Below are 25,788 nucleotides of genomic sequence, written 5' to 3'. Positions count from 1 at the left end.
AGCGGTTCGATGCTCCTCACCTTCGAGGACGGCTCTGCCCACCTCAGTCGGCCCGGAAACTACGCAAAGTGGGCCGCTGACGTAGCGCATACTTGGGAGGCGACGAGCGACGACACGACGGTGCTGACCGTACGGTGGCCCTCGTCTCCTCGTAACCGAACGTCATAGTCACTAGCGGAAAGGCCGCACCGTGCTCGTAGGGATCACGCCCCCATGGCGCGGCGCCGCAGGGCACGCACGACCGCCGCTGGGACCACCGCCGACACCACGCACGGTCTGACAGAGGCAGCCCGGAATCAGCGGTCGTAAGCTCGCAGCGTGTCCGACCCGAGCGAAATCTTCGCCACCCCCCGCGTCGCCGCAGATGCGCTGTTCCTTGACGACACCGGCCGGATCCTCCTCGTCCATCCCACCTATAAAGACACCTGGGACATCCCCGGCGGGTACGTAGAGCGCGGGGAGTCGCCCGCCGCCGCCTGCCGCCGCGAGGTCGCCGAGGAACTCGGTCTGGACCGGGACCCCGTCGCACTGCTCTCGGTCGACTGGGCCCCGAGTGACAAGGAGGGCGACAAGCTCCTGTTCGTCTTCGACTGCGGCCGGCTCGGCGACGACACCGAACGCATCAGACTTGCCGAGGACGAACTCGACCGGTGGGAGTGGGTCGATCTCGGCGATCTGGACTCTTACGTGATCCCCCGGCTCGCGCGTCGTCTGCGTTCCACGGCCGAGGGCGGACCTCGCTATCTAGAGCACGGCGGGGCTCTGAGCAGCACATGAGCTAGTCAGCCGGTCGGAACCGCGTGGAACCGTTCATGGAGCGAAGTACCGGTCGCTACAGGTCATCGGAGCAACAGCATCGTTGCCAGAGCGCTCCGAAGTACCTGGCCGATCTCTCCAGACGGCGCGGCGGCCCGGCCTCCTTAAACCGGGTGCCGCAGGGTCGAATCCTGCCGGGGGCACACAGGTCAGCAGGAGTGCAGCCGGGAATCGTCCACAGGCGTGGGAGCCATCGTGGGAGCGAAACGGCTAGCTTCAGGTTCTGGCCAGACGACAGCAGGGCGAGATCGAGGTCCGCTCCAACGGCTCCCTCTGCGTCCGCGGGTACGCGGGCATCGATCGTTTGAGCGGCTAGCGACACTACCTCGTCGAGACCGTCCCTGCGGGCAAGGACGCCCGCAAAGAGGCCGCGCCGGTGCAGCGCCGGCTCGCCACGCAGGTCGACGAGCAGCGCAACCCGTGCCCCTCGTCCAACTCGAACAAGCGGAGCCGACCCGCGTCTGAATCGTTGCTATTCAGACCCGCTCTCTAGAAGATCTTCAACACTCGTGACGGGGGCGTCCACCTCTTCGTCGTCGGTCGCAGGATCGTTCTGGTCGATCTCATCGCCAACGTCGCTCTGGGCCTCGTCATTCTTCTGGACGGACTTCGACTGACTCACCGAGCTCTCCCAGGCAGTGAAGACCTGCTCTTCCACATAGAACCAGTCGCGCAGGGCGCGCATCAAAGACTTGCTGGCAGACGAGCGCGCCTCGGCACGAAGGACCTCGTCCCGAACCGTCGGCCGGCTCGTCTTCAAGGCCTTGAACTGCTGGTCCTCCAACAGTTTGTGATACAACCGGCGGGACGCGTAGAGCACGTCATTGAAAGCATCGAGACTTGGGAACCAAGACTGTAGGTGTTCCCAAGCGACCGGCGTAGCCAACGCCTGCAACCAGAAATATCTGAAGTACACGGCTTGCGGCGTGTCCATGTTCGCTATTTGATTCAGCGGACTGCTAATCTCACCCTTATTGAACGCAAGGCGCCTGTCGCGAGCCTTGCCATGCTCTTCGCCGAAGTATGCGTTCAGGCCCGCAACGATAGCGTCCGCAAAATTTGGGAGCTCACTCAGATCGGGATTGCCAGCCGAGCCCTTTCGGATCTCCCACAGCGACCCCAGTGTCATTGCCAAACCAAGCTGGCAAGCGTGAGTGTTGAAGACAGCGAAGGCCGCCTTGGACTGCTTCAGTTGCGCAGATCGTCCCGAATTCAGGTAGGCTTGTACCCTGAACGTCTCAAAGTCGTCCTCCCGACCGTTCAACGTTTCCCACGCGTGAATTACATCAGACTTACTGACACTGTATCCCCGACGCCTACGATCGAGATAGTGTTCGTAGCTGTCACGCAACGTCCAGAAAACACCGACGCCACTAAACAGCGCGTCATGAGCCAGAGACAACCCAGTATTGTCGACGTGCCAGTTCTCCTTGAGCTGGACAAGCGCTCGTGAGTGCGCAGAGTAAGGGGTCGTCTTGGAGAACAGTGTTAGAAGCGCTCGCCCCCAGGTCGAAGCAAACCTATCCGTTAGCAGATCGACCTGGCCGAGAGGGAACTCGGTATTGCCGAGCTTATCGCGCTGGTAGGTGAATCCGCCGTCCTCGAACTGGTCAGCGAACAGGCTCTCAACATCTAGCTGCTCCTGCATGAACGCATCCAGATCAGTCGGACTAGGCCTACCAACGAACTTCAGCGTCACGTCCTTTAAGTACTTTGACGGGCCGAAGATACATCTATCAACCGCTAGCTTTAGAAGATTGATGTTCGTAAGTACGGACCAACGCGCCGGACGGCTTGAATTAACTTCTGGATTGTCGTACTCGACCGCGTATAGCGGAAGAAACGAGTCGTCGTTTCCGCTGCGCAACTCATTCAGCATCCGACGTGTTAGGACATTGCTCAGTTCTGAATCCGACAGAAGGATGATGCGCGACTCAGAAGGAGGACGAGCCTCCTTGTTCACATCGACGAATAGCTTCCGGGCTGCCTCGTGTGGGCGACTCAATTCACCTGTTTCCTCAGGAAACCAGCACACAGTGACCGGAACTTCGACGTTGCTGAGATCCAGATCTTGCCCGCTGTCTTTCAGAGCTTGCTGAACTTGCGTCTCGTAGAAAGATCGGAATCGAGCGCCACTCGAATCCTGCCAGCTTTTTGTCATCGTGCGTTCGATAGCTAGAAGTGCCATTGCTCGATGCTGCCCATCCAGGACAACTAGCTGCGCCTCAGTCCGGTTCCACCAGAGCTTTCCAACATTAGCGGGATGCAGTCGATCGTTGCCGTCCAGTAGACGCTGGACCTGGAAGGATCGACCAGCCTGTTCCTGCCGCCAAAACGCATCATCATCTTCAACCGACGTTGCTTCATCAAGCGCCGGGAAAGTCGAAGGACGCTTGCTCCTGAAGGGCAGAAGAACCGAGACAATTGGCGGAAAGAACGCCGGACCCGTTGCCCGCTGCTTCAGCAGGTAAGGAATCAGATTAACGGCCACGCGATGGTCGTCGAGGTCACGCTGGAGCAACTGATTGAAGTCGAGATCACCAGCCTCCATGACTTCCCGCACGGGCGACAAGCTCTTGGTCAGCTGTCGCTCTGGGTCGTCCGAGTCGTCTCCTAGACGCGCCTTCGTCATGATGTAGTCAACGCGACCTGCGGGAGTCGAGAAGCTCCCCCACGTGCCCTGGACATAATCCCGGAACGTAAGCCGGCTGCCACTTCCGAACACCATCTTCGCCTCTACCGCCTTCCAAGGATCGGGTGATAAAGCCTATGCAGGAGCCATTCAGCCGAGCCCGCCGCGGTCTTCATGTTCTCGTCGACTGAATCGCCCGCCTGCTCGCCTTCCTGCTCACTGGCAAGGGCGATAACCCATGCGCGCAGGTGTCGCATCGGTATACTGCGGGCAGCAGCCCGTTGCCCAAAGGACTTACCTAACGCTTGGACTTTGCCGGAGTCCTCCGGATGCTCACGCAGCCAGTCTGAAGTCTTAGTAAAGTCTCGGCGGTGTGTTAGCAGACGTTGGCGAAGATTCTCGGCTATCCCGATGTATAATGGTGCCGAGAAGATCGGAGCCGAAGCCTCAAGGATCTGCGTCATCAAACGACGTCGCTCTTCGGTGCTGAGCGTGTCGGCGAGGCGTCCGAGTTCAGACATCTCGTCCGCAGCTGCGTTCCCATTCTCCGAGTGCCCGTTCTGTCGCATAGGGTTCCGGAGCGTCAGTGCGCCTTCCCATCTTGCCCCGTACGAGCCCCGTCCATCAAGCCCGATGGGCAAAGGGTCATAATAACTGGCATACTTCCGCAGCAGATCTAGGTAGCCGTCGATGGCGAGGTCTCCATCTGCACTCGGTCGGACACGCCAATCCTCAGGACCCGCACTGAAGTTCACGTACCAGGCGTAGATCCCGGGCGACTTGGGAGCTTGATCCACATCAATCATTGCGTAGCTTTTCGGCTGAATACTGTCCGTTGCCAAGTTCGCCATGCCTCCCAACCAAGTCTGCCGCCGAGCAGTCTCCAGATGCTAAGTCCACGGGACTGTCGGGCGGGGCAGCCGCCCTGCGTACGTCGTCAACCCCAGCGAGCGCATCCTCCGGACATCTGCTGACACGCTAGAGGTCGTGCTCGCCTCGTCGTCACTTGGCTCACGATCGAGTGAACTTGCCTGGCCGCGGGCCTCAGGCTCCCGTGGTGCGGGCCAGAACTGTCTGCCTGATCGAAGGCACCGTGTACCGAGGATCAACACGTTGATAGCGCCCCAGTAGCCGCGGATCCGTCGACTGCTGCCCAGACGACGGGGGCAAGCCCCCAGCATGCGTGTCGTGCAGGGCTTGCAGGCTTGTGGGGGTCACGCACGCACAAGTCGATGGCCTCGGCACACGACGCCAGCCGAACTCAGCACTCCCTGCCAACCTCTTAGCGTTCCTATCAGCTCCGGCCGCTCGTACAGCCCCGCTCGCACCTCGGCCCGGGTCAACCGCTCATATAGCGGTCGGCGCGGGTCGTCGGATCGCAGGAACTCTTCCTTGCGATGTAGAAGCGGAGGGTTCTCTGACTTACTGTAGTCTCGGAACTCGACGGTCCTCTTCCGCAAGTTTACCGTTACCGCGGACTCTAAGGTCGGGTGAGCGTCTCGCTCGAAGTTCGTATAAGCTAAATAGGACACCTGCGGCTCAGCTACTGACAATTTGATTATGTTAGCCGACGCAACGGTCCCCGCAAGTACGCGAGCACAGCCTTCGTAGACCTGCAGGACGGGCGGCATAGCACTAACTGCGGATCGATGAACGTAAAGAGCGCTGGGAGTTTGCTTCCCTATCGCCGAACTTCTTGCATTCATGAACAGCATCGCCTGATCGCCGCACATCGCAAGAAGGCGGTCAGCCTGGGCGCATACCTCGCGATATGATCCAAATAAGGTACGGATATCAAGGGCGAGTGAACGATCTAGCTCCGCAAAACGAGGTCGTCCGCCGAAACGAGATAGAGCCACATAGGTCAGCAAGTCGGCGCGGCGATAGCGAGTAACTTCTGTCCAATAGTTGTCGTCGGTAACAGTCCGGATTAGTCGTTGCGCCTGTCTTACGCTACCTAGCTCACTGCGAATCTTTCCTACAACATCCGAAGGCAGCTCGTCCCCTCGCGGTGCACGTGCATGGTGTTGCATAAACCGCAGCAGGGGTTCAACTACGTCCTTCACCCCCTCGTATCTGGCATGGAGGTCGATGACAACCCGGGGCCGATACGAGTAGACACGAGAAGCTACGAAACATTGGGCATCTGTCTCATCACGGAAGATATAGAAGATTCCTGGCGCAGCTGCTCGTGGCGTGACTCCGAGTACATCTTCAATCCAGGCCGCCAGTTCCGCCTGCTCGTAAAACTTCTGAAATGTTCCGGTCCGGGTTACCAGTCCGTCACTCATCGGCCGCCCGGCGAGATCTCGGGCGTCCCACTTCATCCGGGCCGACAAGACCAGCACCCTGTCTGTGAGATCCCAAGCTGACTGAAGTACGGCGCGACGCTCATCAGGCTCCTCGATCACGTTCACGACGTAGCCAAGGTTAACGACACTCGCAGGAGTCCTTCTGGCTTCCGGTCGATGGCCGGGGTCCCATCCGTCAGCCTCATATCCAAGCGCTGTGAGGTTCCGTATGTCGTCCCCTTTGCCGCAGCCGTAGTCGAATAGGCTCTGCCCCGGCCCGAGGATGCCGTCGGCCAAAGCTGTGGCCACTGGTCTCGAGAGAGCAGTGCGCGTGAGCGCCGTCTTGTGTCGTGCCACGCGCGAACCAGTCATGTCGCCGGCAGCTCCTCCAGCGCGATGCCAGCCAAACCAGCGACATCGGTTACACGGGGGTCTCCTACCAGATAGCCAATCCCTCGGTGCAGGTGCAGCCGCAGCTGCTGCGCCACAGTCTCGTCGTCAAGCGAAAGCCCGTCTTGGTGGCAGCGCAGTCGTACCAGTGCCCAGAAAACGTCCCCGAGGTCGCCTCCGAAGGTCCGCCAGTCCATCTCTACATTGCTGTCTAGGGTCAGTCTGATCAGCGGAGGGGGCGCTACCTCAGCGAGGGAGCGACAGAGAGCCCACCTGCAGAGGACGTTCCAATGCTGGACGCCAGTCCGGCGCTTGAGGGTGATGAGCTGATCACGGGCCTGCTGACTCAGCCGGATGTGCTCTAGCGCCACGCTCACTCCCAGAAGTATCCGTGTTTGACATACGTGGCATTTGCAAACGTGTCGAACTCGAGGTGGTAGCTGCGCCCAACTCTCGGCTCGATTCGCCGAAAAGCAATGTCGTCAATTTCTGTATCGGTCGACAGCAGCACAACTTGATGGCTAGCATGCGGAAAGTAGCGGTCCAGCAGATGCCCACGATGCGAGCCATCGAGTCGGCCAAGCGGTGTATCAATAACAACTGGCAAGGGCTGTCCTGCGGCGCGGGCTAGCCCCCACAGCAGCGCTACGGCAAGTAGCTGCCGTTCACCTGCCGACAGGTCCGTCGCCGGAAGATCGCGGCCATCAACCCCGGTCAGCGCAACGGTGTGCGTTTCCGGGTCGATCTGTACGTTTGTGATCAGCTTTTCCTTGCGCAGCAGGTTGGACAGTGCTTCGAGGATGAGCTGCGAGATCCGCTCCAGATGTCGTCGACTGGCGGCGATCCGCAGGTTCTCTAGCGTTGCTCGGACGCGGTCCACGTGCTCCACCAGCCGACGATCGTCGTCTGCTGCGAGAGTGGCATGGGCAGCCTTATCGAGCACGGCGTCGAGGCTTGCCTGCGCCTTGGCTTGATCCGTTGTTGCTGCATCCAGCATCTCGGTAGCGACGGTATGCGCTGCTTCCGCCCGAGCGTAGGCGTCGCGCGCCTCTTCCCGAGCTCGATGGAGATCCGCTAACGCTTCCGCGTCGGGGATGGCAGCGAGCATGCGAGCAACTTCGTCAGCTTCTCTTTTGAGGTCAGTTCGGTGCTCAATCTCTGCCAGAGTGCGCCTGCGCGCCTCGGGCAGGTCACGGGACAAGAGCCGGTTTAGGACGCCAGCATCAGTGAAATTGACGATTGAGTCTGCTGCCGCAGACGCGCGCCGAGCTGCTCTGTCCTCCTCCAAGAAGGTTTCGACCTCACGAAGAATGGCAGGGTCTACAGCACCTCGAGTGAGTTTCTGCAAGATGGTGTGGTCCCGCTCAGTGAAGGTATTTACGAGCAGGCCATCTCGCTTTGCGTTAGCCTCATTTTTGGCTTGGCTAGCGAGTTGCTGCATCATGCTGCCTACCTGCAGAAGTGGAGTGACGTCTGCGAGTTCACGGCGAATTGCGTCCTCGCAACGAGTCAACGCCGCATCGAGGACGTCCGCGCGCCTCTCGGCTGTCTCCCGCTGCTCTAAGAGCTCGCCGCCGGCCGACCGATAACCTTCGGTCGCCTCGTACAGGGCCTTCCTGGCACGTTCTTGCTCGTCGTTTCGAGCAACCTTTGCGCTCTTGGCGGCAGTAACCGCCTGCAGATGCGCACTGACGAGCTGCCCCTTCTCCTCTATCAACTGACGCAGGTGGTCGGGAATCTGCTCGCCACGGTGTCGTCGCTTGAGGACTGTGAGATCGGTGGACAGACGATCTACCAGGTCAAGGCCAAGTAGTGCATCTAACGCCGACCCGAGAACCTGGCGCGAACGATCCAGATCGGCCAGTGCTTCGATTTGCTCACCATCGAAGAAAAAGAGGCCAGCGATACCGCGCGGGAGAAATGTCTCGACATGCTCAGCCCACGTCGACGTCAGAGATTGATTGTGTCGTCCATCGACAGACACGAGCAAGATCTCACGTATCGCGGACCCGGTGCTCTTCCAGCTGCGACGTATCCAGTAGCGGTGCTCAGCACCCTCTTGATATGCCGTGAAAGTCAACTCCACAGCGGCCCCCTCGGTGACCGCCACGTTGCGGTGGATTAGCCCTCGCAAGTAATTGTCGTAGCTACCTGTACGCCGACCGGATTGGTGGTAAAGAGGTCCATAGAGGGCAAGCTGGATAGATTCCAGAATCGTGGTCTTGCCAGCTCCGTTGAGCCCACCGACAAGGACGATCGGCTTGCCACGAGCCGGAGGGGTCAGCTCAAGCGCCTGGCGCCCCACGAACGTCCCCACATTGTGAAGGACCAACTCATTGATAATCATGACGGTTCCGCGACGACTCGAACGAAGCCAGCGACGACATCACGTGGGTCAGGTTCAGCGTCATCGGTTTCCGGCGAACGCTCTAGTGCGTCTTTTCGACGCTGCGCGCGCTGGGTCGCGTCCTCGGCGTCGTCGTAGAAGCCTCGCCGAAGCGCCTTCTCGAGCGAGCCAAATAGTCCTGCACGCCGAACCTGGGCACGGTGGCGCTGTTCGATGTCGAGGAGCTCTCGGACGAGCTCGAAGTGAATCCGATCGCCGCCCGCAACTTCCCGGAGTGCCTGGACCATCTCGGCGCCGAGTGGCAGGTGCTCGTCGAGCGTCCCTCCTGGGTAGGCAACTCCCAGAGCATTCCCGTAGATGCGGGGAAGGGAGTCCTCAAACTCGTGCTTATCGACGACCCAGATTCGCCGGATCTCTTCGAGCTCGGCAAGAGTAATTAGCTCAAGTGATCGCACATAATCGGGTCCGTTCTCGCGGATCCACCCCTGTGCTTCCAGGAGACGCTTGAGCCAGTCTTCTCGTGCAGCCTGCGTGTATGGACCAGGGATGGGCTGATCTCTGAAGAGCTGCACAGATCCATTCATTCTCCTGAAGTCCCGGAGGTGTCGGTCGTCTGCGACATCGAGCGCGTTACGCAAATCAAGGAGCGGCAGCATCCACTCCTTCTCATCGTCGTTCTGAATCATGGCGGCCATGGACTTGTCCTGCTCGACAAGTGTGCACGTCCAGCATCCAAAGCGACTGTCGCCACAGCTCGGTGTGCTGGAGTCGACAACGAGCGGGCACTCTCCGTCAGCTGATGCCCCCTGGTACATCGTCAGCAGCTCCTTGTTGGAGTACCCCCACGGGTTCGGAGCCTGCATCAGGAAGGTCCAGACGTCGTCGTTCGACCACTCCTCGACTGGCGAGTACACGAGTGCGTTAGGCAGGGACTCGTTGGGGCTGAGCATGTCGCGTGCCCTCCGGCTCTCAAGCGCCGCCATGCGCGCGTGCCGACCCGAGCTCTCGGCCTTCCGAGTGCCGAGAACGAGAATGGCCTCGCCGTGTGAACGCACCATCTCTCGGATAAAGGAGTTTGATGGCTTGATCTTGAGTCGCTCCGTGCACCAACGGAACTTGGGCCGCGGCGCGGGATACCCCCGCCCGATGAGGTTGACCCAGAAGGTATCCGTGACGGCAGGCGTGAGGCGGTGGGGGGTTAGAGGGAGACCTTGAGCCTCGGCAGCCTCAGCCATGACGTCGAGTGAATGAGTCACCCAGGCCGCGACGACCGGGTTCTCAACGAGCGTGTCAGTACTGATCACGTGCACCGGCTTGGTGCGCTGCTCGGGCGTCAAGCCCGCAAGTGCAAGCCAGACTATCTGCAGTGTGGCCGTGGAGTCCTTCCCGCCGGAGTAGCCGACCACCCACGGCACAGCGTCCGACAGGTACAGCTGTTGGGTTTGCGACACGAGTGTGTCGACAGCACCGGTGAAGCCAAGATCGTCGAACGCGGAGCGTGGCCGGATGGGAAGGTTGGTCGTCACTTGCTTTCTCCTCGGGCGAAGGCTTCCTCAGCCCGCTGCTCGTCAGGTGGAAGGGGCATGCCAAGCACGGTGCGAATGAGGGCGGTCGTCAGCTCGACGTTCCGTCTGCTCTTACTGACGGTTCCTCCCGATGTGGCTCGGCCCTCCCACGTCGCTGGGTTGTCTCGATGCCAGTCGATGCCCGACAGCTTCTTGAGCTTGCGTGCCCAGATCGTCGGGTCGTCGCTCTGACAAAGGAGTGCGTTGCCGATGCGTCCGAGAGCATGCAGAACGATGCTGTGTGTGTGGATGAAGTCTCGCCGAACCTCGCCGGCGGTGACTTCGCCTCGATATACCTGTTGCCACAACGGAAACTGCTCAGCGACAACGCGCCAATACTGCGAGGCCAGCCCGACGCGGTCAGGCATGGCGTCCGGCCTGATACCTTCAAGCAGCGAGTTGTGAGCGGTGTGGAGCGCAGACAGCGTGAACAACTTCCGAGAACGCTGCGAGAGGCTGCTCGCCTCCATTTCGGTGACGTCTCGCAGGAAGGGCGAGCTCATCACGACCATCCGCGTCAGCTCGGCCATCGGGTCACGGTGGTCGTAGAGAACGCCGATAGACGGAGCTGGACGGATGGCGTAGCGGTTGAGATCGGCGAACATCTGCTGGCAGCGGCTCAGCCCAATGTCGATGAACATGACGATCGCGATTGTCTCGTCGCCAAGCTCGGGGTTCTCAGCCAGCGCCTGCTGAATCGCTGCCCTGCGATGCTGTCCGTCGTTGATCACGAAGGTCGCGGACATGGGGATGGTCAGCGTGCCGATCCGCTCGCTCGGACCGCTGGCGCCCTCCAGGGCGTCGAAGCGCACGTCAGCGTTCACGCTCGCGGTGAGCGCGGAGAAGATGTAGGACTCAGGATTCTCGACGATGTAGCGCGCCATCTCGGGGATCCGGCCCTTGTTGAGCGAACGCTGGGCCCGCATCTCGGGGGGCAACTCCTCCTCGTTAAAGAGGAAGAGGCGCGGGATGATCCGCAGCGGGCACATGGTCACGTAGTACGCCCGGCCCGCCTGCACTCCGCGGATCGCCGGGAACACGTACTCAAAGCCGCTGACCCTGGCTCCCGTCGACCCTGGCTCCGCCATAACCCCTGATCCCGCCGTGTATGGACATACTTCCGTACAGCTCTCCAAACCTACACGGACCGCTGCCCGTACCTAGCAGTAGGCTTCCGTACATGACCGTAGCCTCGATCACCGACGGAAGCGGTGAGCTCCGCCATGCGCTCAGCCAGGCGACGTACCTGGACTTCAACGCGACGGCCCCAGTCGACGAGCGAGTAGCAGCCGAGGTCCTTCGCTACATGACGCTGGAGTTCGGCAACGCTGGCAGCCGGACGCACGGCTACGGCCAGGCAGCGAAGGAACGCGTGAACCAGGCGCGTAGGGAGATCGCGGAGGTCGTCGAGGCTAGGCCCGAGGAGATCATCTTCACCAGCGGCGCGACCGAGAGCGACAACATCGCCATCCTGGGCTTAGCCGCCCACGGCGAGGCGACCGGCCGGAAGCACATCATCTCGACGCAGATCGAGCACAAGGCGGTACTCGAACCCCTTGAGGTTCTCGCCAGCCGTGGCTTCGATGTCGAGCTTCTAGCGCCGAGCGACGGGGGGTGGGTGCCAGCCGAGGCAGTCGCAGCTGCCCTCCGCCCGGACACTTTGCTGGTGTCGGTCATGGCGGCCAACAACGAGACCGGTGTCATCCAGCCGGTTGAGGAGATCGCTAAAGTCCTGGCTGGACATGCGGCCTTCTTCCACGTAGACGCGGCCCAGGCCTTCGGCAAGGTGGTCGCGCCGCTCCAGAACCCACGCCTCGACCTTATGGCGATATCAGGACACAAGATCGGAGCTCCAAAGGGAATCGGCGCCCTCGTGACGCGCCGGCGAGGGTTCAAACGGCCCCCACTCGCTCCATTAATGTTCGGCGGCGGGCAGGAACGAGGGCTACGCCCTGGCACGCTTCCCGTCCCTTTGATCGCTGGCCTAGGTACTGCCTCGAGGCTCGCGCTCACAGAGGTCGATGTACGGACGGACCGAGCAAATCAGATCAAGGAGCTTCTTCTGCGCAGCCTCCTACCACTCGGAGCAACGTTGAACGGTGATCCCCGGCGTACCCTGCCCACGACCCTGAACCTCTCCCTTCCTGGCGTTGACTCTGAGGCGGCGATCGTCGCGTTGAAGGACCTCGCTGCGGTGTCCAACGGCTCAGCCTGCACTTCACAGAGCTACGATCCGAGTCACGTCCTCATGGCCGCAGGTCTACCGCGAGAACGTATCGACGGGGCTATCCGTATGTCATGGGGCACAGCGACGATTGACGTACCGGCCGAAGAGATTGCGACCCGGTTGTCTGCGCTCGTCCCCCGATAGCCACGGCTGGCATGTTCCCCTATTACGAATCTGCGTCCGTGGTTCTGCTGGGGACCACCTCGTCGCGGGCGCGTATGACCAGCCTGCCGATCTCCGCTGCGGCTAGGCCGGACGATCAAGGGCGCCACCCCAATCCACTAACCGATATTCCTGTCGCACTCCATCTCGCAGAAACGCGCCCCAGCAGTTCGTGCTCGCGTATCAGCTGCTCGACACGCTTGCAGGACACGTGGTGTTCGCTGCGGCTCAGGGTCGCGTTTACTCACGGAGAGCCGCAAGTGGCACCGGAGCGGTCGTGGCGCTCGCCTCGGTTGGACTCATCCTGGCAGATCCAGTTCCGCAACACGTCGTGATGCGCGCCCAGCTGCTCGGTCGGCCGCCCGCCCACCGGCTTGGGGTCCGGACCTCCTTCTTGAGGCGGACGGCGCGCTCACGCAGCTCGTCGGGATACCTCCTCGGTGCTGCCACGGAGACTCCTGACGCGGCCCTGCGCCCGCGATCGCCGATCTCCGAGCAAGCGGGACATCTCGCTCCGGGTGGCTCGACGTGGCGGCCCACACCCGCGGGGCGCGTCACCCATCTGGCGGGAGGTCTCCTCGCAACAGGTCAGGTGGCACGCATCACTCAAGAAGTCAGCCTCCCCGATGGGCATGCTGGCCGAGCCGCCAGTCCCCACGTGGGGCCGATCGTGGGACGAACTAAAATGCACCTGCGAACGCTGCAGCAGTTCCATGGAAACCCCAGCTACTGGTAGACCGTTCGAGGACGATGCGGATCACGCCCCGTCCCGGCCTCCTAAAGCGGGTGCCGCAGGTTCGAATCCTGCCGGGGGCACGCAGGTCAGAGGCACAACGACGATCCTCCGACCGGAACCCGGAGCCCGACGGCACCGTCCCGGTTCAGGCGGCGCCGTTCCCGTCGCGGCTCCCGCGCGGGCCGATCGTCCACGCGGGAACGGAACCGCGGACGACACCGACCATGACCACGATCATCACCACGCGGAGCGCGATCCCCACCACTCCGCCCTCCGGCCCGTACTCCCCGCCGGTCAGCCACGACGGGCCGGTCGTCGACTGGTCGAGGACCGGTGTGGCCAGCGCGTAGCCGCTCACGGTGAACCCGAGCGCGACCTGCAGCGTGTTCCAGGCCCAGCGCATGCCCACCCCGAACCAGATCCGCCCGGTCCGCCACCGCGCGAGCCCGTTGACCAGGTTCGTCGCGACCGCGCCGACGACCGGCAGCACCCCGCTGCCCGTGGAGAACACGTACGGCACCGCCACCAGCACACTCGTCACGACCAGTGCAGCGGTACGACCGACGACCACCCCCAGCCCGGTCATCAGCAACGCCCGGAACACGACCTCCTCGACGAGGAAGAGCACCAGGAAGTAGACCGCGACACCGACCAGCACCGCCGTGACGCCGGAGACCGGACCCGGTCGCAGCGTCCCGGTCGCCGCGAGCGCCCCGTAGAGCACACCGACCGACACCGCACCGAACAGCACACCCCGAGCGAGGTCGGGAAGCGGTCCCGGCCGGACCGACAGCCCCAGCCGGGTGCGCCCCCGGCGACGCGCGCGCACGGCCAGTACCCCGAGGACGGCGGCCGGGACGAGGAGCAGGGCGTTGGCCACCATCTGCGTGTCCATGGCGACACCCTGGCGCCATTCCTGATCACCGGCAAGGCGGACCCGGCGGGTGCCCACCGGCCCGACGCGAGGCCCCGCCCCGCGAGCAGGTCACCGACGGGCTGCCCGGGATGCGCCGCCGACGCGGCCACCGTCCGTGTCAGCCGCGGTGCGGTTCCCCCTCTCCGCCGGCCCAGGCCGGACGGAGCTCGTCGCCGCCGGCCAGCGGTGGCCACGACCCTTCCCCGCGCCGGTCCCGGGTGGTCGTCGCGGCGGCGTACAGCTGGATGTCGCGCAGACCGACGCCGACACCGGCCCGTCGCAGGTGCCGCACGAGGGGGACGACCTCCTGCTCCCACCACCGTTCGGCGAGGGCGCGCCGGTCCGTCAGGGGAGCGTCGCGCAGGGACTCGCGGAAGCCCCACGCCTCGGCGGCGTCCGCGAGCCGCATCCAGTCGGCCGAACGGTCGAGCCACAGCTCGGTGCGCACCGGGTCGGGCAGCGGGATGCGGGTCAGGAACTCCCGCTCGGCGGCCTTGCTGGGCAGGTGCATCACCCTCAGACAGGCCAGCGCGTAGGCGACGGTGCACACCCACCGCACCCGGGCCGGGATGACCGCGTGGCCGCGTGCGCGGGCGACCGAGACACGGTGGTGCCCGTCGACGACGAAGTACATCTCCCCCAGACGCAGCAGGTCGATCCGGGCGACCGGCCCGCCGGGGCGGGCCATCAGATCGGCGACCGCGTCCCACCGGTCCCGCAGGTCCGAGTTCCTCAGCCGGAACTCGGCGTCGAAGTCCTCGGCGCGCCCGACGGTTCCGACGATCCGCTCGACGCGGACGTCGTCGTGGTACTCGAGCATGTCCCCGCGACGGCCGAGAGCGAGCACGGCGTCCTCGTACGGGACGAGCCGGTCCACTCCCGCCGCGCTCCGGAGTAGGTTCCGCACCCGGAGACCATAAGGACATGAGCGACGACGGCGCCACCTCGCCGAGGGGGAACGCGTTCCCGTGACGTCCGCACGACGGACGGCGTCACGGGTCGGGTGGGCTCACCGGACCCGCTCCCCCGCGATCCAGACCCCGGCGATCGCGCGGGTCGCGCCGATGTCCTCGGTCGGGTCGCCGTCGACCAGCAGCAGGTCGGCGCGCCGGCCCGGTTCGACGACGCCCCGGTCGTCGAGGCCGAAGATCTGCGCGGTGAGGCCGGTGGCGCTGCGCAGCGCCTCGACCGGCGTCAGCCCGGCGTCGACCATGAGGCCGAGCTCGTCGTGCATCGACTCGCCGTGCCGGGGCGCGAACGGGGCGCCGGGCGCGGAGTTGGCGTCGGTGCCGACCAGGAGCCGGACGCCCGCCGCGTGGAGCGCGGTGACCGAGTCGCGGGCGTGCTCGTACCGGAGGCCCGCCGCGGCCCGCAGGTCGGCGACGCCGCGCATCATCGTCAGCGTCGGCGAGCAGACCGTGCCGGCGTCGCGCATGCGCTGCACGGTGGCGTCGTCGAGGACCGCGTCCAGGGGTGCGTGCGTGCTGATGTCCACCCCGGCCGCGACCGCGACGTGGACGGCGCCGGTGGTGACCGCGTGTGCCACGACCAGCAGGCCGTGCCCGTGTGCCGCGGCGACGATCGCGTCCACGGTCTCCTGGTCCATGCCCTCCGGCGGGGCCGCCTCGGTGACGATCTTGATGTAGTCGGCGCCCTCGGCGACGCGGCGGTCGACGAACGCGCGGGCCTCCCTCGGACCCGTGACGACGCCGTCGGCCGGGAACCCGGGCATCCGGGCGTGGTTGCCGCCGGGGCCCACCGCGGGCGTCGTCGCGCTGAGGATCTGCGCGACGCCCGTCTGCCCGCGCATCGCGGTGACGAAGGCGCTCGGCCAGGCCGCCATGTCCAGCCCCGTGGTGACACCCCACGTCGCCAGGTCCTGCAGGTCCTCCCGGCCGCGCACGGTGTGCATGTGCGCGTCGATCAGGCCGGGCAGCAGTACCCGCCCCCGGCCGTCGACCACGACGTCCGGCGTGCGCCCGGTGCCGATCTCCGCCCCGTCGAGGTACACCCGCCGCGGCTCCGTGAGGCCGTCGCCCGTGAACACCCGGACGCCGTCGATCGCGGTCACCGTTCCCATGGCAGCTCCTCCAGATAGCTTTCTGTAAAGCTATCACGAAAGCTTTCGTCGGGTAGGCTGCGACCGTGACCCGCGACCGGAGGAACGTGTCCCCCGACGAGCGCCTGGCGTTGGCGTTCTCCCAGCACGTCGTGCGCCTGCAGGGGACGCTCGCGCAGGCGATCGCCCCCGCCCTGTCCGCGCACGACCTCACGCCCGCGGAGCTGGACGTGGTCGCGACGCTGCTGACGACCGGCGAGCCCTACCGGCAGAAGCCGAAGGAGCTGACGGCGCACCTGCTGCTGACGACGGGCGGCCTGAGCAACGTCCTGCGCCGCCTGGAGAACCGCGGGCTCGTCTCCCGGGTACCCGACCCCGCGGACCGGCGCAGCAACGACGTCCGCCTGACACCGGACGGCGTGGCCGTGGCGCGCGCCGCGACCGGCGCGGCGAACGCGGCGCTCCGGCGCCTGCTCGCCGAGGTGCCCGCCGCGACCCTGGAGACCGCGCTGCACCAGCTGGGATCCGTCCTCGACGCGGTCGAGGACACCCGCGCCGGATGACCCGACCGGCCGCGCGGGTCAGGCCGCGGACCGCCCCGCCACCGGACGACGCCGCAGCTGCGGGTCCAGCAGCGCCGGCGGCCGGAACTCCTGGTCCAGGGCGCTGACGTCGACCCCCGGCGGCACGATCCCGTCGATGCGGTCGAGCAGGTCGTCGCCCAGCGCGACGTCCACCCCCGCGAGCAGGTCGTCGAGCTGGGCCATGGTGCGCGGCCCGAGCAGCGCGCTGGTCACCCCGGGATGGGCGACGACGAACGCGACGGCCAGGTGCGTGAGCGGCACGCCCGCCTCCTCGGCGAGCGGGACGAGCTGCTCCACGACCTCGATGCGTCGCTCGTCGGACAGGTGCCGCAGGAGCCCGGCCCGGCGCAGGTCGCTCACCCCGCCCCGGCGGACGCGACCGGTGAGCATCCCCTGGCCGAGCGGCCCCCAGATCAGCGCGCCCATGCCGAACCGCTGCGCGGCCGGCAGCACCTCGCGTTCGGCACCACGGTTCAGGATCGAGTAGGCGCACTGCTCGGCGCGGAACCGGACCAGCCCGCGCCGCTCGGCGACCCACTGGGCCTCGACGATGCCCGAGGCGGGGGCCTGGGAGGTCCCGACCGCCCGCACCTTTCCGCTGCGGACCAGGTCGGTCAGCGCGGAGAGGGTCTCCTCGATGTCGGTGTCGGGATCCGGGCGGTGGAGCTGGTAGAGGTCGATGTGGTCGGTCCCCAACCGGCGCAGGGAGTTCTCGACGGCGGTGACGATCCAGCGGCGCGACGCCCCGCGGTGCGCCGGGTCGTCGTCGACGGGGCGGCCGAACTTGGTCGCGAGCACCACGTCGTCGCGGCGACCCTTCAGCGCACGGCCGACCACCTCCTCCGAGTCGCCGTAGGCGTCGGCGGTGTCGACGAGGTTGATCCCGGCGTCGAGCGCCCGGTGGATGATGCGCGCGGAGTCGATGGGATCGGGGTTGCCGAACGACGTCGCGAACATCATCGCGCCGAGCGCGACGGGGCTGACCATGATCCCGGTCCGGCCGAGCGGGCGGTACTGCATGGCGGTCTCCCGGTGTGCGGTGGGCTAAGCGGAATGCCTTTCCGGATCGACGATACGGAAAGCCATTCCGGTTCACAAGGAGCGCGTGGCAGAGTGACGGGATGAGTGGGAGGACCGGGGCCAGACGTCCGCGCTCGGACGCACAGCGCAACGTCGAGGCACTGCTCGACGCCGCACGGCGGGTCTTCGACACCTCGGGCGTGGACGCTCCCGCGAAGGAGATCACCGACCTGGCGGGCGTCGGCGTCGGCACCCTCTACCGGCACTTCCCGCAGCGGGCGGACCTGGTGAAGGCGGTGGTCGAGACCGGCATCGACGCCCTCGCCGACGCCGGCCCGCAGCTGGCCTCCGAGCACCCACCGGTCGCGGCGCTGACGTACTGGCTCGACCGGTTCATCGACCTGCTCGCGACGAAGCGGGGCCTCGCCTCGGCGCTGCACTCCGGCAACCCCGCCTTCGACGGGCTGCCCGGCCACTTCACGCATCGCCTGGGCCCCGCACTGGCCGCACTGCTCGACGCAGCGGTCGGGGACGGCGCGATCCGGCGTGACGCCGTCTCCGCCGAGGACCTGCTGTTCGCCCTGCCGCAGCTGTGCCGGGCGGCGTCGGACGCCGACCTCGCCCGCGGTCGCCGGCTGGTCGCACTGCTCGTCGAGGGCCTGCGCACCGGACGGCCCTGAGCCCGGCGGGCCGGAGACGCGAACGGCCGGCCCGTCACGGCGTCGCGCCGGTGACGGGCCGGCCGTTGGTCCGGGGCGGCTCGGCGGATACCGCCCCGGAGGGGCTCCCGGGGAGGCCGTCAGGCCTTCAGCTCCGGGAAGTCCTCGTAGCGCCACTCCCCGCCCGCGGCCGCCCCGGCCTCGTCGCGCTCCCGGGCCCGCAGCTCCACCCGCCGGATCTTGCCCGAGATCGTCTTCGGCAGCTCGAAGAACTCGATGCGCCGCACCCGGAGGTAGGGCGCCAGGTGGTCCCGGGCGTGGGCGAAGATCGCGGCCGCGGTCTCGCGGGTCGGCTCGTGGCCGGGGGCGAGCGCGACGTAGGCCTTCGGCACGGCGAGCCGGACCGGGTCGGGCTGGGGCACCACGGCCGCCTCCAGCACCGCCGGGTGCTCGACGAGCACGCTCTCCAGCTCGAACGGCGAGATCTTGTAGTCGCTGGCCTTGAACACGTCGTCGGTGCGGCCGACGTAGAACAGGTAGCCGTCCTCGTCGCGGGTCGCGGTGTCCCCGGTGTGGTAGAAGCCGCCCGCCATGGCGTCGGCGGTCTTCTCCGGCATGTCCAGGTACCCGACCATGAGGCTGGTGGGCCGCAGGGACAGGTCGATGCAGATCTCACCCTCGGTCTCGGAGACCTCACCGGTGAGCTCGTCGACCAGCACCACCGGGACACCGGGCAGCGGGCGCCCCATCGACCCGGGCTTCACGACGGAGCCGGGCGTGTTGCCCACCGACGCCGTCGTCTCGGTCTGGCCGAACCCGTCGCGCAGGGTCAGGCCCCACTGCGCCCGGACCTGCTCGATGATCTCCGGGTTGAGCGGCTCGCCCGCCGCGATGACCTCACGCAGCGAGCCGGGCCCGCCGGACAGGTCGGCCTTGATCAGCATCCGCCAGACCGTCGGCGGGGCACAGAACGTGGTGACGTCCTTGTCCCGGATCTGGCCGAGCAGCGACGCCGCGTCGAAGCGGGTGTAGTTGTAGAGGAAGATCGTCGCCCCGGCGATCCACGGCGCGAAGAAGCAGCTCCACGCGTGCTTGGCCCAGCCCGGCGAGCTGATGTTGAGGTGCACGTCGCCCGGGGTGAGACCCAGCCAGTACATGGTGGACAGGTGCCCGACCGGGTACGACGCCTGGGTGTGCTCGACCAGCTTCGGCCGGCTGGTGGTACCCGAGGTGAAGTACAGCAGCAGCCGGTCGTCGGCGGTGGTGCCCGGGTGCTCGACCGGGGCGTCGTCGACGTCGTGGGAGTCGGTGTGGTCCAGCCAGCCCTCGGCGGACCCGCCGACCGAGACCGCGGTGAGCCCGTCGAGCAGGCCGTCGAACTTGTCCGTGCACGACACGTCGGCGATCACGAACCGCGCTCCCCCGCGCTCCAGGCGGTCCGGCAGGTCCACGGCGCCGAGTGCGGTGGTCGTCGGCATGATCACCGCGCCGAGCTTCATCACCGCGAGCATCGACTCCCACAGCTCGACGCGGTTGCCGAGCATGACCAGCACGCTGTCCCCGCGCCCGACGCCGTGCGAGGCGAGCCAGCGGGCCACCTGGTTGGAGCGGCGGCGCAGCTCGTCGAAGGTCCAGGCGCCCTCGGCACCGTCCTCCTCCACGATGCGCAGCGCGGTCCGCGACTCGCCGTCGGCGATCACGTCGAACCAGTCGTGCGCCCACTGGAACGCGCCGTCGAGCTGCGGCCAGGTGAAGTCGGCGACGGCCTTCTCGTGCTCGCCGTGCAGCGCGACGAGCCGGTCACGGGCGTCGCGGTAGATGTCGTGGTTGCCCATGGGTACGGACGTCCTCCGGGTCGGTGGGATGGGGCGGACCGCGGATCGGAGCGGTCCGGGCATCGCGTCGATCAGAGGGGCACCGCGGCGGTGGTGGAATGCATGCGGGGCTCCTCGTCGAGCGCAGCCGGATCTGTCGGGAGGAGACTCTCCGCAGCGGTCCGGGCGCCGCTACCAACCGAAGTCGGTAGTCGCGGGAGTCCGGTGCGGACCGGTGACCTGGTCCGCCGTCCGCGCCGGTGGCAAGCTGGGCCACGTCGGGCGGCCGATGCCGCCCGTGGGGACGGGAAGGAGCACTCGTGCAGGACGACGACGCGGTCGCCCGGGCGCTGGACCGGGTCATGCCCCGCCGGCTCCACGAGCTCAGCTCGACGACCGGCCTGCCGGTCGTCTTCGGCGGGACGACCCGGACGGTGCGCGACGGCCAGCAGCTCACGATCAACCAGCTGATCGGCACCTTCGGCGACTCGCTGCGGCTGCTCAGCGTCCTGTCCGGGCGCGGTCTCGGCGGCGCCGCGATGGCCCGCCGGATCCCGTGCCGGGTGAGCGACTACGCCTCGACCCCGGGGATCACCCACGACTACGACCACGTCGTCGTCGAGCACGAACGGCTCGCGTCGATCCTGGCGTACCCGATCGTCGTCCACGGCTCGGTCCGCGGTGTGATGTACGGGGCGATGCGCGAGCACCGGCCGATCGGCGACGTCGCCGTCCGCAACGCCGGCATCGTCGCCGCCAACATCGCCCGGGACGCCACGGCCCTGCTCGACCAGCACGCTCCCCCGGCCGTCGTGCCCCCGGGCGCCGCGGACGCCGAGAGCCGGGCCGGCGCGCTGCTGGAGCTCGCCGCGCTGATCGAGAGCACCGGTGACCCGGAGCTGCGCGAGCGGCTGAGCCGGATCCACCACGGCCTCGCCGGGGCCCACCCGGCCGTGGCCCGGCCGGGCGGGGAGGCCCCCGCCCTCTCACCGCGGGAGGTCGAGGCGCTGCAGCACGTCGCGGTGGGCGCGACCAACGCCGAGATCGCGGCGCAGCTCGGGATCACCGTGGGGACGGTCAAGGCCTACCTGCACAGCGCGATGCGCAAGCTCGACACCCAGAACCGGGCCCGGGCGGTCATCGCGGCCCGCGCCGCGGGCCTGATCTGACCCGCGGCACACGGCGGCGGCGCAGGTGGCGTCGGGGGGCGTGCGCGATGCGGGGTCAGACCATCGGGCGGCCGGTGGCCGAGGACTCGGCGGGCACCTCCTCCTGGACGACGTCCCAGTGCTCGACGATGCGCCCGTCCCGCAGGCGGAAGATGTCGACGATCACGACGGGCGTCGGGGCCCAGCCCAGGACCCGGCTGTGGGTGAAGACGAGGTCGCCCTGTGCGGCGACGCGGGCCGGCCGCCAGGAGAAGCCCTCCAGGGTCGGCACGACCGCGCGCAGCGTGTCGAGCCCGTCGGGCATGGACGGGTTGTGCTGCGTGTACGGCTCGGCCCAGTAGCGGTCGATGGCCGTGAGGTCCTTCTCCTCGAACAGCTCCCGCATCGCGGTCAGCACGATCCGGACGTTGCGCTCCTCGGGGCCCTCCACGGCGCTCACCGGGCGGTCCGGGTGATCGTGCCGACGAGCGCGTGCAGCGTCCCGTCGATCGTGATGTTCGAGTACAGCGTGCCGTTCTCGAAGTCCTCCACGTGCGTCACCGTCGCGCCGCTCGCCTCGGTCCACGAGTTCAGGTAGACGCCCTCACGGATCTCACGCAGGTCGATGCACACCGTCTCGGTGTGCCCGTCGGGAGCCAGCCCGGCACCGTCCTCCACCACGAAGGTCGCCTCCGTGCCGGAGTCGAAGCGGTACCGCACCCGCAGCCCGCCCAGCTCGAACCGGTACTCGTGGCCCACCGGCCGCGGGGTCGTCATCGCCCGCCTCACCCCTGGTCCCCAGCCGGGTCCAGCAGCACGTACAGGGCGGAGACCCGCCCGTCGCGCAGGAGGAGCACGTCGCGGCCGGACGCGACCGCGGGCCCGCGGCCGACACCCAGGGTCCAGGCGTAGGTGACCAGGTCCTGGGCCGTGCCGATCGGACCCGACCGGCTGATCACGGCCCCCGGCACCTGGGCGTGCAGAGCCGCGATCGCCCGGGACATCCCCTCGTGCCCGCGGTGCGCGGCGTCGGGCTCGCCCACGAACACGTCGTCGGTGTAGACCGTCCCGACGGCCCCGTCGCGCACGGGTCCCTCCGGCGCGTTCCAGGCGTCCAGGTGTGCGGCGACAATCCCGGCGGGGTCGGCTCGGTCGGGCATCGGGTCCTCCTCGACGGACGGCCGGATGCCGCCCGGGCCCAGTGTCAGCGCGCCGCGGGCACCGACGGATCGGTCGCCGGATGGGTCGCCCGGCCACCGACGGGCCCACCGGTCGGCCGCCGTGGGAACCCCGGGCGGCATCCCGCCGCAGGACCCCGCCGTCGGGAGGTCACCGACCCGACCGGCGCCCCGGGGGCTCCGCACGACCGATCGCGTGACCGATCCGGGGACGGCCGGGCCGACCTAGCGTCGTGGCGACGGAGCCGCCGGGACCCCGACGGCCGCGGCCCGGGCAGGCCACCCGCCCCCGGGCCACCCCACGACGGAGGTCACAGCCATGTCCGGATCGGCGACGCCCGACGCGGCCGGGACGCCCGAGGTCACGCACCGGCCCACGACGCACCGCTACGAGGTGCGGGTGGACGGCGTGGTCGCCGGGTTCACCGCCTACGTGGACCGCGACGGGCAGCGGGTCTTCTTCCACACCGAGATCGACGACGCCTTCGCCGGGCGCGGGCTGGCCGGGACCCTGGTCGCGCGGGCCCTCACCGACTCGCGCGACGCCGGCCGGCGGATCGTGCCGGTCTGCCCGTACGTCGCGCGATGGATACAGCGCCACCACGACGTCGACGACGTGCTGGACCCGGTGACGCCCGCGGCGTTCGCCGCCGTGCGCGACCTCGTCTGAGCGCGGCCCGCGGGCCGCCACCCCCCGGAAGGACCCCCGTGCAGTTCGGCATCTTCACCGTCGGCGACATCGGCGCCGACCCGCTCATCGGGCGCACTCCGGGCGAGGCCGAGCGCCTCCGCTCGATCGTGCGCCTCGCCCGGCACGCCGACGAGCTCGGCCTCGACGTGTTCGCGCTCGGCGAGCACCACAACCCGCCCTTCGTCCCGTCGTCGCCGCCGGCGATCCTGGGTCACATCGCGGCGGTGACCAGCAGGATCGTCCTGAGCACGGCGGTCACGCTGATCACGACCAACGACCCTGTCCGGATCGCCGAGGACTTCGCGACGGTCCAGCACCTCGCCGACGGGCGGCTGGACCTCATGCTCGGCCGGGGCAACACGGTGCCGGTCTACCCCTGGTTCGGCAAGGAGATCCGCGACGGCGTCGCGCTCGCCCTGGAGAACTACGCGCTGCTGCACCGGCTCTGGCGCTCCGACGTCGTGGACTGGGAGGGCCGGTTCCGCACGGCGCTGCAGGGGTTCACCTCCACCCCCCGGCCGCTCGACGGCGTGCCGCCGTTCGTGTGGCACGGCGCGATCCGCACCCCGGAGATCGCCGAGCAGGCCGCCCACTACGGCAACGGCTACTTCGCCAACCACATCCTGGCGCCGAACCTGCACTTCCGGCCCCTGGTCGACTTCTACCGCAAGCGCTGGGCCCACCACGGCCACGGGCGTCCCGACCAGGCGATCGTGGGCCTCGGGGGGCACGCGTTCGTCGCCCGCCGCTCCCAGGACGCCTACGCCGCGTTCCGTCCCTACTTCGAGAACCACGTCCTGTTCCGCGGGACCCGCCTCGAGGACTACGCGGACCGCACGCCGCTCAGCGTCGGCAGCCCGCAGGAGGTCATCGACAAGACCCTGACCTTCCAGGACGGCTTCGGGGACTACCAGCGTCAGCTGTGGGCGCTGGACAGCCTCGGTGTCCCGGAGGGCACGGTGCTCGAGCAGGTCGAGCTGCTCGCCACCGAGGTCGTGCCGGTGCTGCGCCGCGAGATGGCGGCACGCCGCGCGCCCGGCGTCCCGGAGGCGCCCACCCACGCGTCGCTGGTGCGGGCGACCTACGGCGAGGAGTCACCGCGCGACCCGCGGCCCCGCCCCAACCGGGGCGACAACCTGACCGGGGACGCCCCGTACCTCGACAGCGACAGCACGACCCCGACCCGCTACCCGGCCGCCTGACCGCGGTCCGGCCGGGTCCACCGGGGTGAACCCCTCGCGGCCCGCGCACGAACCCAGGGTGGAGGTGAGGCGGATGCTCCTGACCGACGACGAGTCACGGGCCCTGGAACTGCTCGACGCGCGCGAGGTGGACGTCGACCTGCTGCGCCCGGCGGTGGCCCGGCACCTGCTCGCCCTCGGCCTCATCGACGCCGACGGGAGCGTCACCGCGGCCGGTGCGGCCGCCGTCGAGGAGGTCTACGAGGAGCGGTTCGCCGACGGCGTCGCCGAGATGAAGGCCCGCATCCGGCACCACCGGCTCGGCCGCCCCGCGGGCTGAGCCCCGCCGCACACGCTCCGCTGCCCGGGGCCCGGAACACGTCACCCGCGGTGATATCCGGGCCCCGGGACATTTTTCCCCGCATTTCTCCGAACCCCCGCGCTCCGGCCGTCGAATACAGGAGCAAAGGTCGCCGGGAATCGCCCGTCGGTCGGTGCGATCCAAGGAGAACCACAATGGCGAATTCCGTACGACGTGTGATCGGCCTGGCCACGATCGGCCTGGTCGCCGCCGCGACGACCGCGCTGGGCGCCGGGGTCGCCTCCGCACAGGAGACCCCTCCGCCGGTCGCGATGATCTCCAACCTGACCGGCAAGAGCACCTCGGTCGCGCTGGACAAGGGCTTCACCGACGCGCTGACCTCGCTCGACGTCACCCCCGGCCCGTTCGGGTCCGCCTCGATCTCCGACGGCACGGCGTCGTTCCCGATCACCGGCGGCAACGTGACCGTCTACAAGCCGAACGAGGTCCTGCCCTACGTGCAGGGCAAGATCGAGCACATGGGCAGCGGGCTCACCCTCACCAAGGGTGACACCGAGGTCACGCTCGACAACTTCGTGATCGACCCGGGCGACCCCGCCGTGCTGACCGGCCGGGTCCGCGCCGGCGGCCAGACCGTCGCCGAGTCGACCACCCTGTTCGACCTCAACGGCTCGACCCTGAAGCCGATCACGATCGACCAGTCGGCGGGCACCGCGACGCTGACCGGCACGACCGTCACCCTGAACGCCGGGGCCGCCGAGGCCCTGAACGGCGCCTTCAAGACCGACGCCCTCAAGGGCGGCACCACCATCGGCATCGCGACGATCGTCGTCAACACGACGAGCGGGACCATGCCGATGCCGCAGGGTGGCGTCGAGACCGGTGGTGGCAGCACCTCCGGCACCGACACCGCGCTGGTCGTGACCGGTGTCGCGCTGCTCGCCGGCTCCGCGCTGGTGCTCGTCGTCCGCCGTCGCGGCGTCCGCGGGCACTGATCCACTCCGGGGGTGCCGCCCGCACAGGCGGGCGGCACCCCCGGCTCCGGTCGTG

At 67.4% G+C, this 25,788-nt stretch carries 24 protein-coding genes; 9 read left to right on the top strand and 15 right to left on the bottom strand.

The genetic code is table 11. The features are described from left to right. Positions 1 to 318: 318 nt before the first annotated feature. Positions 319 to 777, top strand: coding sequence for an NUDIX hydrolase (locus KPL57_RS36420; RefSeq protein WP_226355089.1), 459 nt, complete (start codon positions 319 to 321; stop codon positions 775 to 777). 511 nt (positions 778 to 1,288) lie between these two features. Here KPL57_RS36420 and KPL57_RS36415 read toward each other — a convergent pair. The 7 genes from KPL57_RS36415 to dndB all read right to left on the bottom strand — a co-directional run bounded on the left by KPL57_RS36415 (position 1,289) and on the right by dndB (position 11,081). After that, positions 1,289 to 3,448 carry a DNA sulfur modification protein DndB gene (locus KPL57_RS36415; protein ID WP_226355088.1) on the bottom strand — a complete coding sequence of 720 codons (2,160 nt, stop codon included), beginning with the start codon at positions 3,446 to 3,448 and terminating at the stop codon, positions 1,289 to 1,291. Between the two features lie 104 nt (positions 3,449 to 3,552). Then, positions 3,553 to 4,299 (bottom strand): hypothetical protein, encoded by a 747-nt coding sequence (locus KPL57_RS36410; protein ID WP_226355087.1) that lies wholly within the window; start codon positions 4,297 to 4,299, stop codon positions 3,553 to 3,555. Positions 4,300 to 4,662: 363 nt separating this feature from the next. Then, complete coding sequence (locus tag KPL57_RS72900; RefSeq protein WP_226355086.1) at positions 4,663 to 6,111, bottom strand: DNA phosphorothioation-associated putative methyltransferase; 1,449 nt, start codon at positions 6,109 to 6,111, stop codon at positions 4,663 to 4,665. Continuing rightward, positions 6,108 to 6,500 (bottom strand): DNA sulfur modification protein DndE, encoded by a 393-nt coding sequence (dndE, locus tag KPL57_RS36400; protein WP_226356634.1) that lies wholly within the window; start codon positions 6,498 to 6,500, stop codon positions 6,108 to 6,110. The genes KPL57_RS72900 and dndE overlap by 4 nt, the downstream gene beginning before the upstream one ends. Before the next feature lie 2 nt (positions 6,501 to 6,502). Then, positions 6,503 to 8,476, bottom strand: coding sequence for a DNA sulfur modification protein DndD (dndD, locus tag KPL57_RS36395; RefSeq protein WP_226355085.1), 1,974 nt, complete (start codon positions 8,474 to 8,476; stop codon positions 6,503 to 6,505). Beyond that, the gene (gene dndC, locus KPL57_RS36390) at positions 8,473 to 10,002 is read right to left on the bottom strand and encodes a DNA phosphorothioation system sulfurtransferase DndC (protein WP_226355084.1); all 1,530 of its coding nucleotides are present in this window, start codon (positions 10,000 to 10,002) and stop codon (positions 8,473 to 8,475) included. The genes dndD and dndC overlap by 4 nt, the downstream gene beginning before the upstream one ends. Beyond that, on the bottom strand, positions 9,999 to 11,081 hold the full coding sequence (gene dndB, locus KPL57_RS36385) for a DNA sulfur modification protein DndB (RefSeq protein WP_308253071.1): 1,083 nt from the start codon (positions 11,079 to 11,081) through the stop codon (positions 9,999 to 10,001). Before dndB ends, dndC begins: the two co-directional genes overlap by 4 nt. 140 nt (positions 11,082 to 11,221) lie before the next feature. Between dndB and dndA the strand changes: the two genes are divergently transcribed. Then, positions 11,222 to 12,412, top strand: coding sequence for a cysteine desulfurase DndA (gene dndA, locus KPL57_RS36380; protein WP_226355082.1), 1,191 nt, complete (start codon positions 11,222 to 11,224; stop codon positions 12,410 to 12,412). An 899-nt stretch (positions 12,413 to 13,311) separates the two neighbouring features. Here dndA and KPL57_RS36375 read toward each other — a convergent pair. The 3 genes from KPL57_RS36375 to KPL57_RS36365 form a co-directional block, all read right to left on the bottom strand. Continuing rightward, on the bottom strand, positions 13,312 to 14,061 hold the full coding sequence (locus KPL57_RS36375; protein WP_226355081.1) for a CPBP family intramembrane glutamic endopeptidase: 750 nt from the start codon (positions 14,059 to 14,061) through the stop codon (positions 13,312 to 13,314). A gap of 139 nt (positions 14,062 to 14,200) precedes the next feature. After that, positions 14,201 to 14,989, bottom strand: a complete 789-nt coding sequence (locus KPL57_RS36370; protein WP_226355080.1) for a hypothetical protein — start codon at positions 14,987 to 14,989, stop codon at positions 14,201 to 14,203. Between the two features lie 102 nt (positions 14,990 to 15,091). After that, positions 15,092 to 16,162 (bottom strand): amidohydrolase family protein, encoded by a 1,071-nt coding sequence (locus KPL57_RS36365; RefSeq protein WP_226355079.1) that lies wholly within the window; start codon positions 16,160 to 16,162, stop codon positions 15,092 to 15,094. Positions 16,163 to 16,227: 65 nt separating this feature from the next. Here KPL57_RS36365 and KPL57_RS36360 point away from each other — a divergent pair, with 65 nt between their 5' ends. Further along, a complete protein-coding gene (locus tag KPL57_RS36360) occupies positions 16,228 to 16,704 on the top strand; it encodes a MarR family winged helix-turn-helix transcriptional regulator (protein ID WP_226355078.1) in 477 nt (158 codons plus the stop codon). A gap of 18 nt (positions 16,705 to 16,722) precedes the next feature. Here KPL57_RS36360 and KPL57_RS36355 read toward each other — a convergent pair whose 3' ends face one another. After that, positions 16,723 to 17,745 (bottom strand): aldo/keto reductase, encoded by a 1,023-nt coding sequence (locus KPL57_RS36355; protein ID WP_226355077.1) that lies wholly within the window; start codon positions 17,743 to 17,745, stop codon positions 16,723 to 16,725. A 101-nt stretch (positions 17,746 to 17,846) separates the two neighbouring features. Here KPL57_RS36355 and KPL57_RS36350 point away from each other — a divergent pair, with 101 nt between their 5' ends. Next, a complete protein-coding gene (locus KPL57_RS36350) occupies positions 17,847 to 18,425 on the top strand; it encodes a TetR/AcrR family transcriptional regulator (RefSeq protein WP_226355076.1) in 579 nt (192 codons plus the stop codon). Between the two features lie 119 nt (positions 18,426 to 18,544). Here KPL57_RS36350 and KPL57_RS36345 read toward each other — a convergent pair whose 3' ends face one another. Next, on the bottom strand, positions 18,545 to 20,239 hold the full coding sequence (locus KPL57_RS36345; RefSeq protein WP_226355075.1) for an AMP-binding protein: 1,695 nt from the start codon (positions 20,237 to 20,239) through the stop codon (positions 18,545 to 18,547). Between the two features lie 299 nt (positions 20,240 to 20,538). Between KPL57_RS36345 and KPL57_RS70590 the strand changes: the two genes are divergently transcribed. After that, positions 20,539 to 21,387: a LuxR C-terminal-related transcriptional regulator gene (locus tag KPL57_RS70590; protein ID WP_226355074.1), complete on the top strand. Its 849-nt coding sequence runs from the start codon at positions 20,539 to 20,541 to the stop codon at positions 21,385 to 21,387. Between the two features lie 55 nt (positions 21,388 to 21,442). Here the strand turns inward: KPL57_RS70590 and KPL57_RS36335 are convergent, their stop codons facing one another. Genes KPL57_RS36335 through KPL57_RS36325 form a run of 3 tightly spaced genes read right to left on the bottom strand, consistent with a single transcriptional unit; the run spans position 21,443 to position 22,526 of the window. Then, positions 21,443 to 21,826 carry a nuclear transport factor 2 family protein gene (locus tag KPL57_RS36335; protein ID WP_226355073.1) on the bottom strand — a complete coding sequence of 128 codons (384 nt, stop codon included), beginning with the start codon at positions 21,824 to 21,826 and terminating at the stop codon, positions 21,443 to 21,445. Next, positions 21,823 to 22,143 carry a hypothetical protein gene (locus KPL57_RS36330; protein ID WP_226355072.1) on the bottom strand — a complete coding sequence of 107 codons (321 nt, stop codon included), beginning with the start codon at positions 22,141 to 22,143 and terminating at the stop codon, positions 21,823 to 21,825. Before KPL57_RS36330 ends, KPL57_RS36335 begins: the two co-directional genes overlap by 4 nt. A gap of 8 nt (positions 22,144 to 22,151) precedes the next feature. After that, positions 22,152 to 22,526 carry a hypothetical protein gene (locus KPL57_RS36325; RefSeq protein ID WP_226355071.1) on the bottom strand — a complete coding sequence of 125 codons (375 nt, stop codon included), beginning with the start codon at positions 22,524 to 22,526 and terminating at the stop codon, positions 22,152 to 22,154. A 337-nt stretch (positions 22,527 to 22,863) separates the two neighbouring features. Here KPL57_RS36325 and KPL57_RS36320 point away from each other — a divergent pair, with 337 nt between their 5' ends. The 4 genes from KPL57_RS36320 to KPL57_RS36305 all read left to right on the top strand — a co-directional run bounded on the left by KPL57_RS36320 (position 22,864) and on the right by KPL57_RS36305 (position 25,733). Further along, positions 22,864 to 23,214: a GNAT family N-acetyltransferase gene (locus KPL57_RS36320; protein ID WP_226355070.1), complete on the top strand. Its 351-nt coding sequence runs from the start codon at positions 22,864 to 22,866 to the stop codon at positions 23,212 to 23,214. A 38-nt stretch (positions 23,215 to 23,252) separates the two neighbouring features. Further along, positions 23,253 to 24,437 carry a CE1758 family FMN-dependent luciferase-like monooxygenase gene (locus KPL57_RS36315; RefSeq protein WP_226355069.1) on the top strand — a complete coding sequence of 395 codons (1,185 nt, stop codon included), beginning with the start codon at positions 23,253 to 23,255 and terminating at the stop codon, positions 24,435 to 24,437. A 73-nt stretch (positions 24,438 to 24,510) separates the two neighbouring features. Then, a complete protein-coding gene (locus KPL57_RS36310) occupies positions 24,511 to 24,756 on the top strand; it encodes a hypothetical protein (protein ID WP_226355068.1) in 246 nt (81 codons plus the stop codon). Between the two features lie 176 nt (positions 24,757 to 24,932). Beyond that, complete coding sequence (locus KPL57_RS36305; protein WP_226355067.1) at positions 24,933 to 25,733, top strand: hypothetical protein; 801 nt, start codon at positions 24,933 to 24,935, stop codon at positions 25,731 to 25,733. The last annotated feature ends 55 nt before the right edge of the window (positions 25,734 to 25,788 follow it).

Source organism: Pseudonocardia sp. ICBG601, from assembly GCF_020496245.1.
Note: the sequence above shows the minus strand (reverse complement) of the source record. Positions and strands in the feature narration are given on the sequence as shown.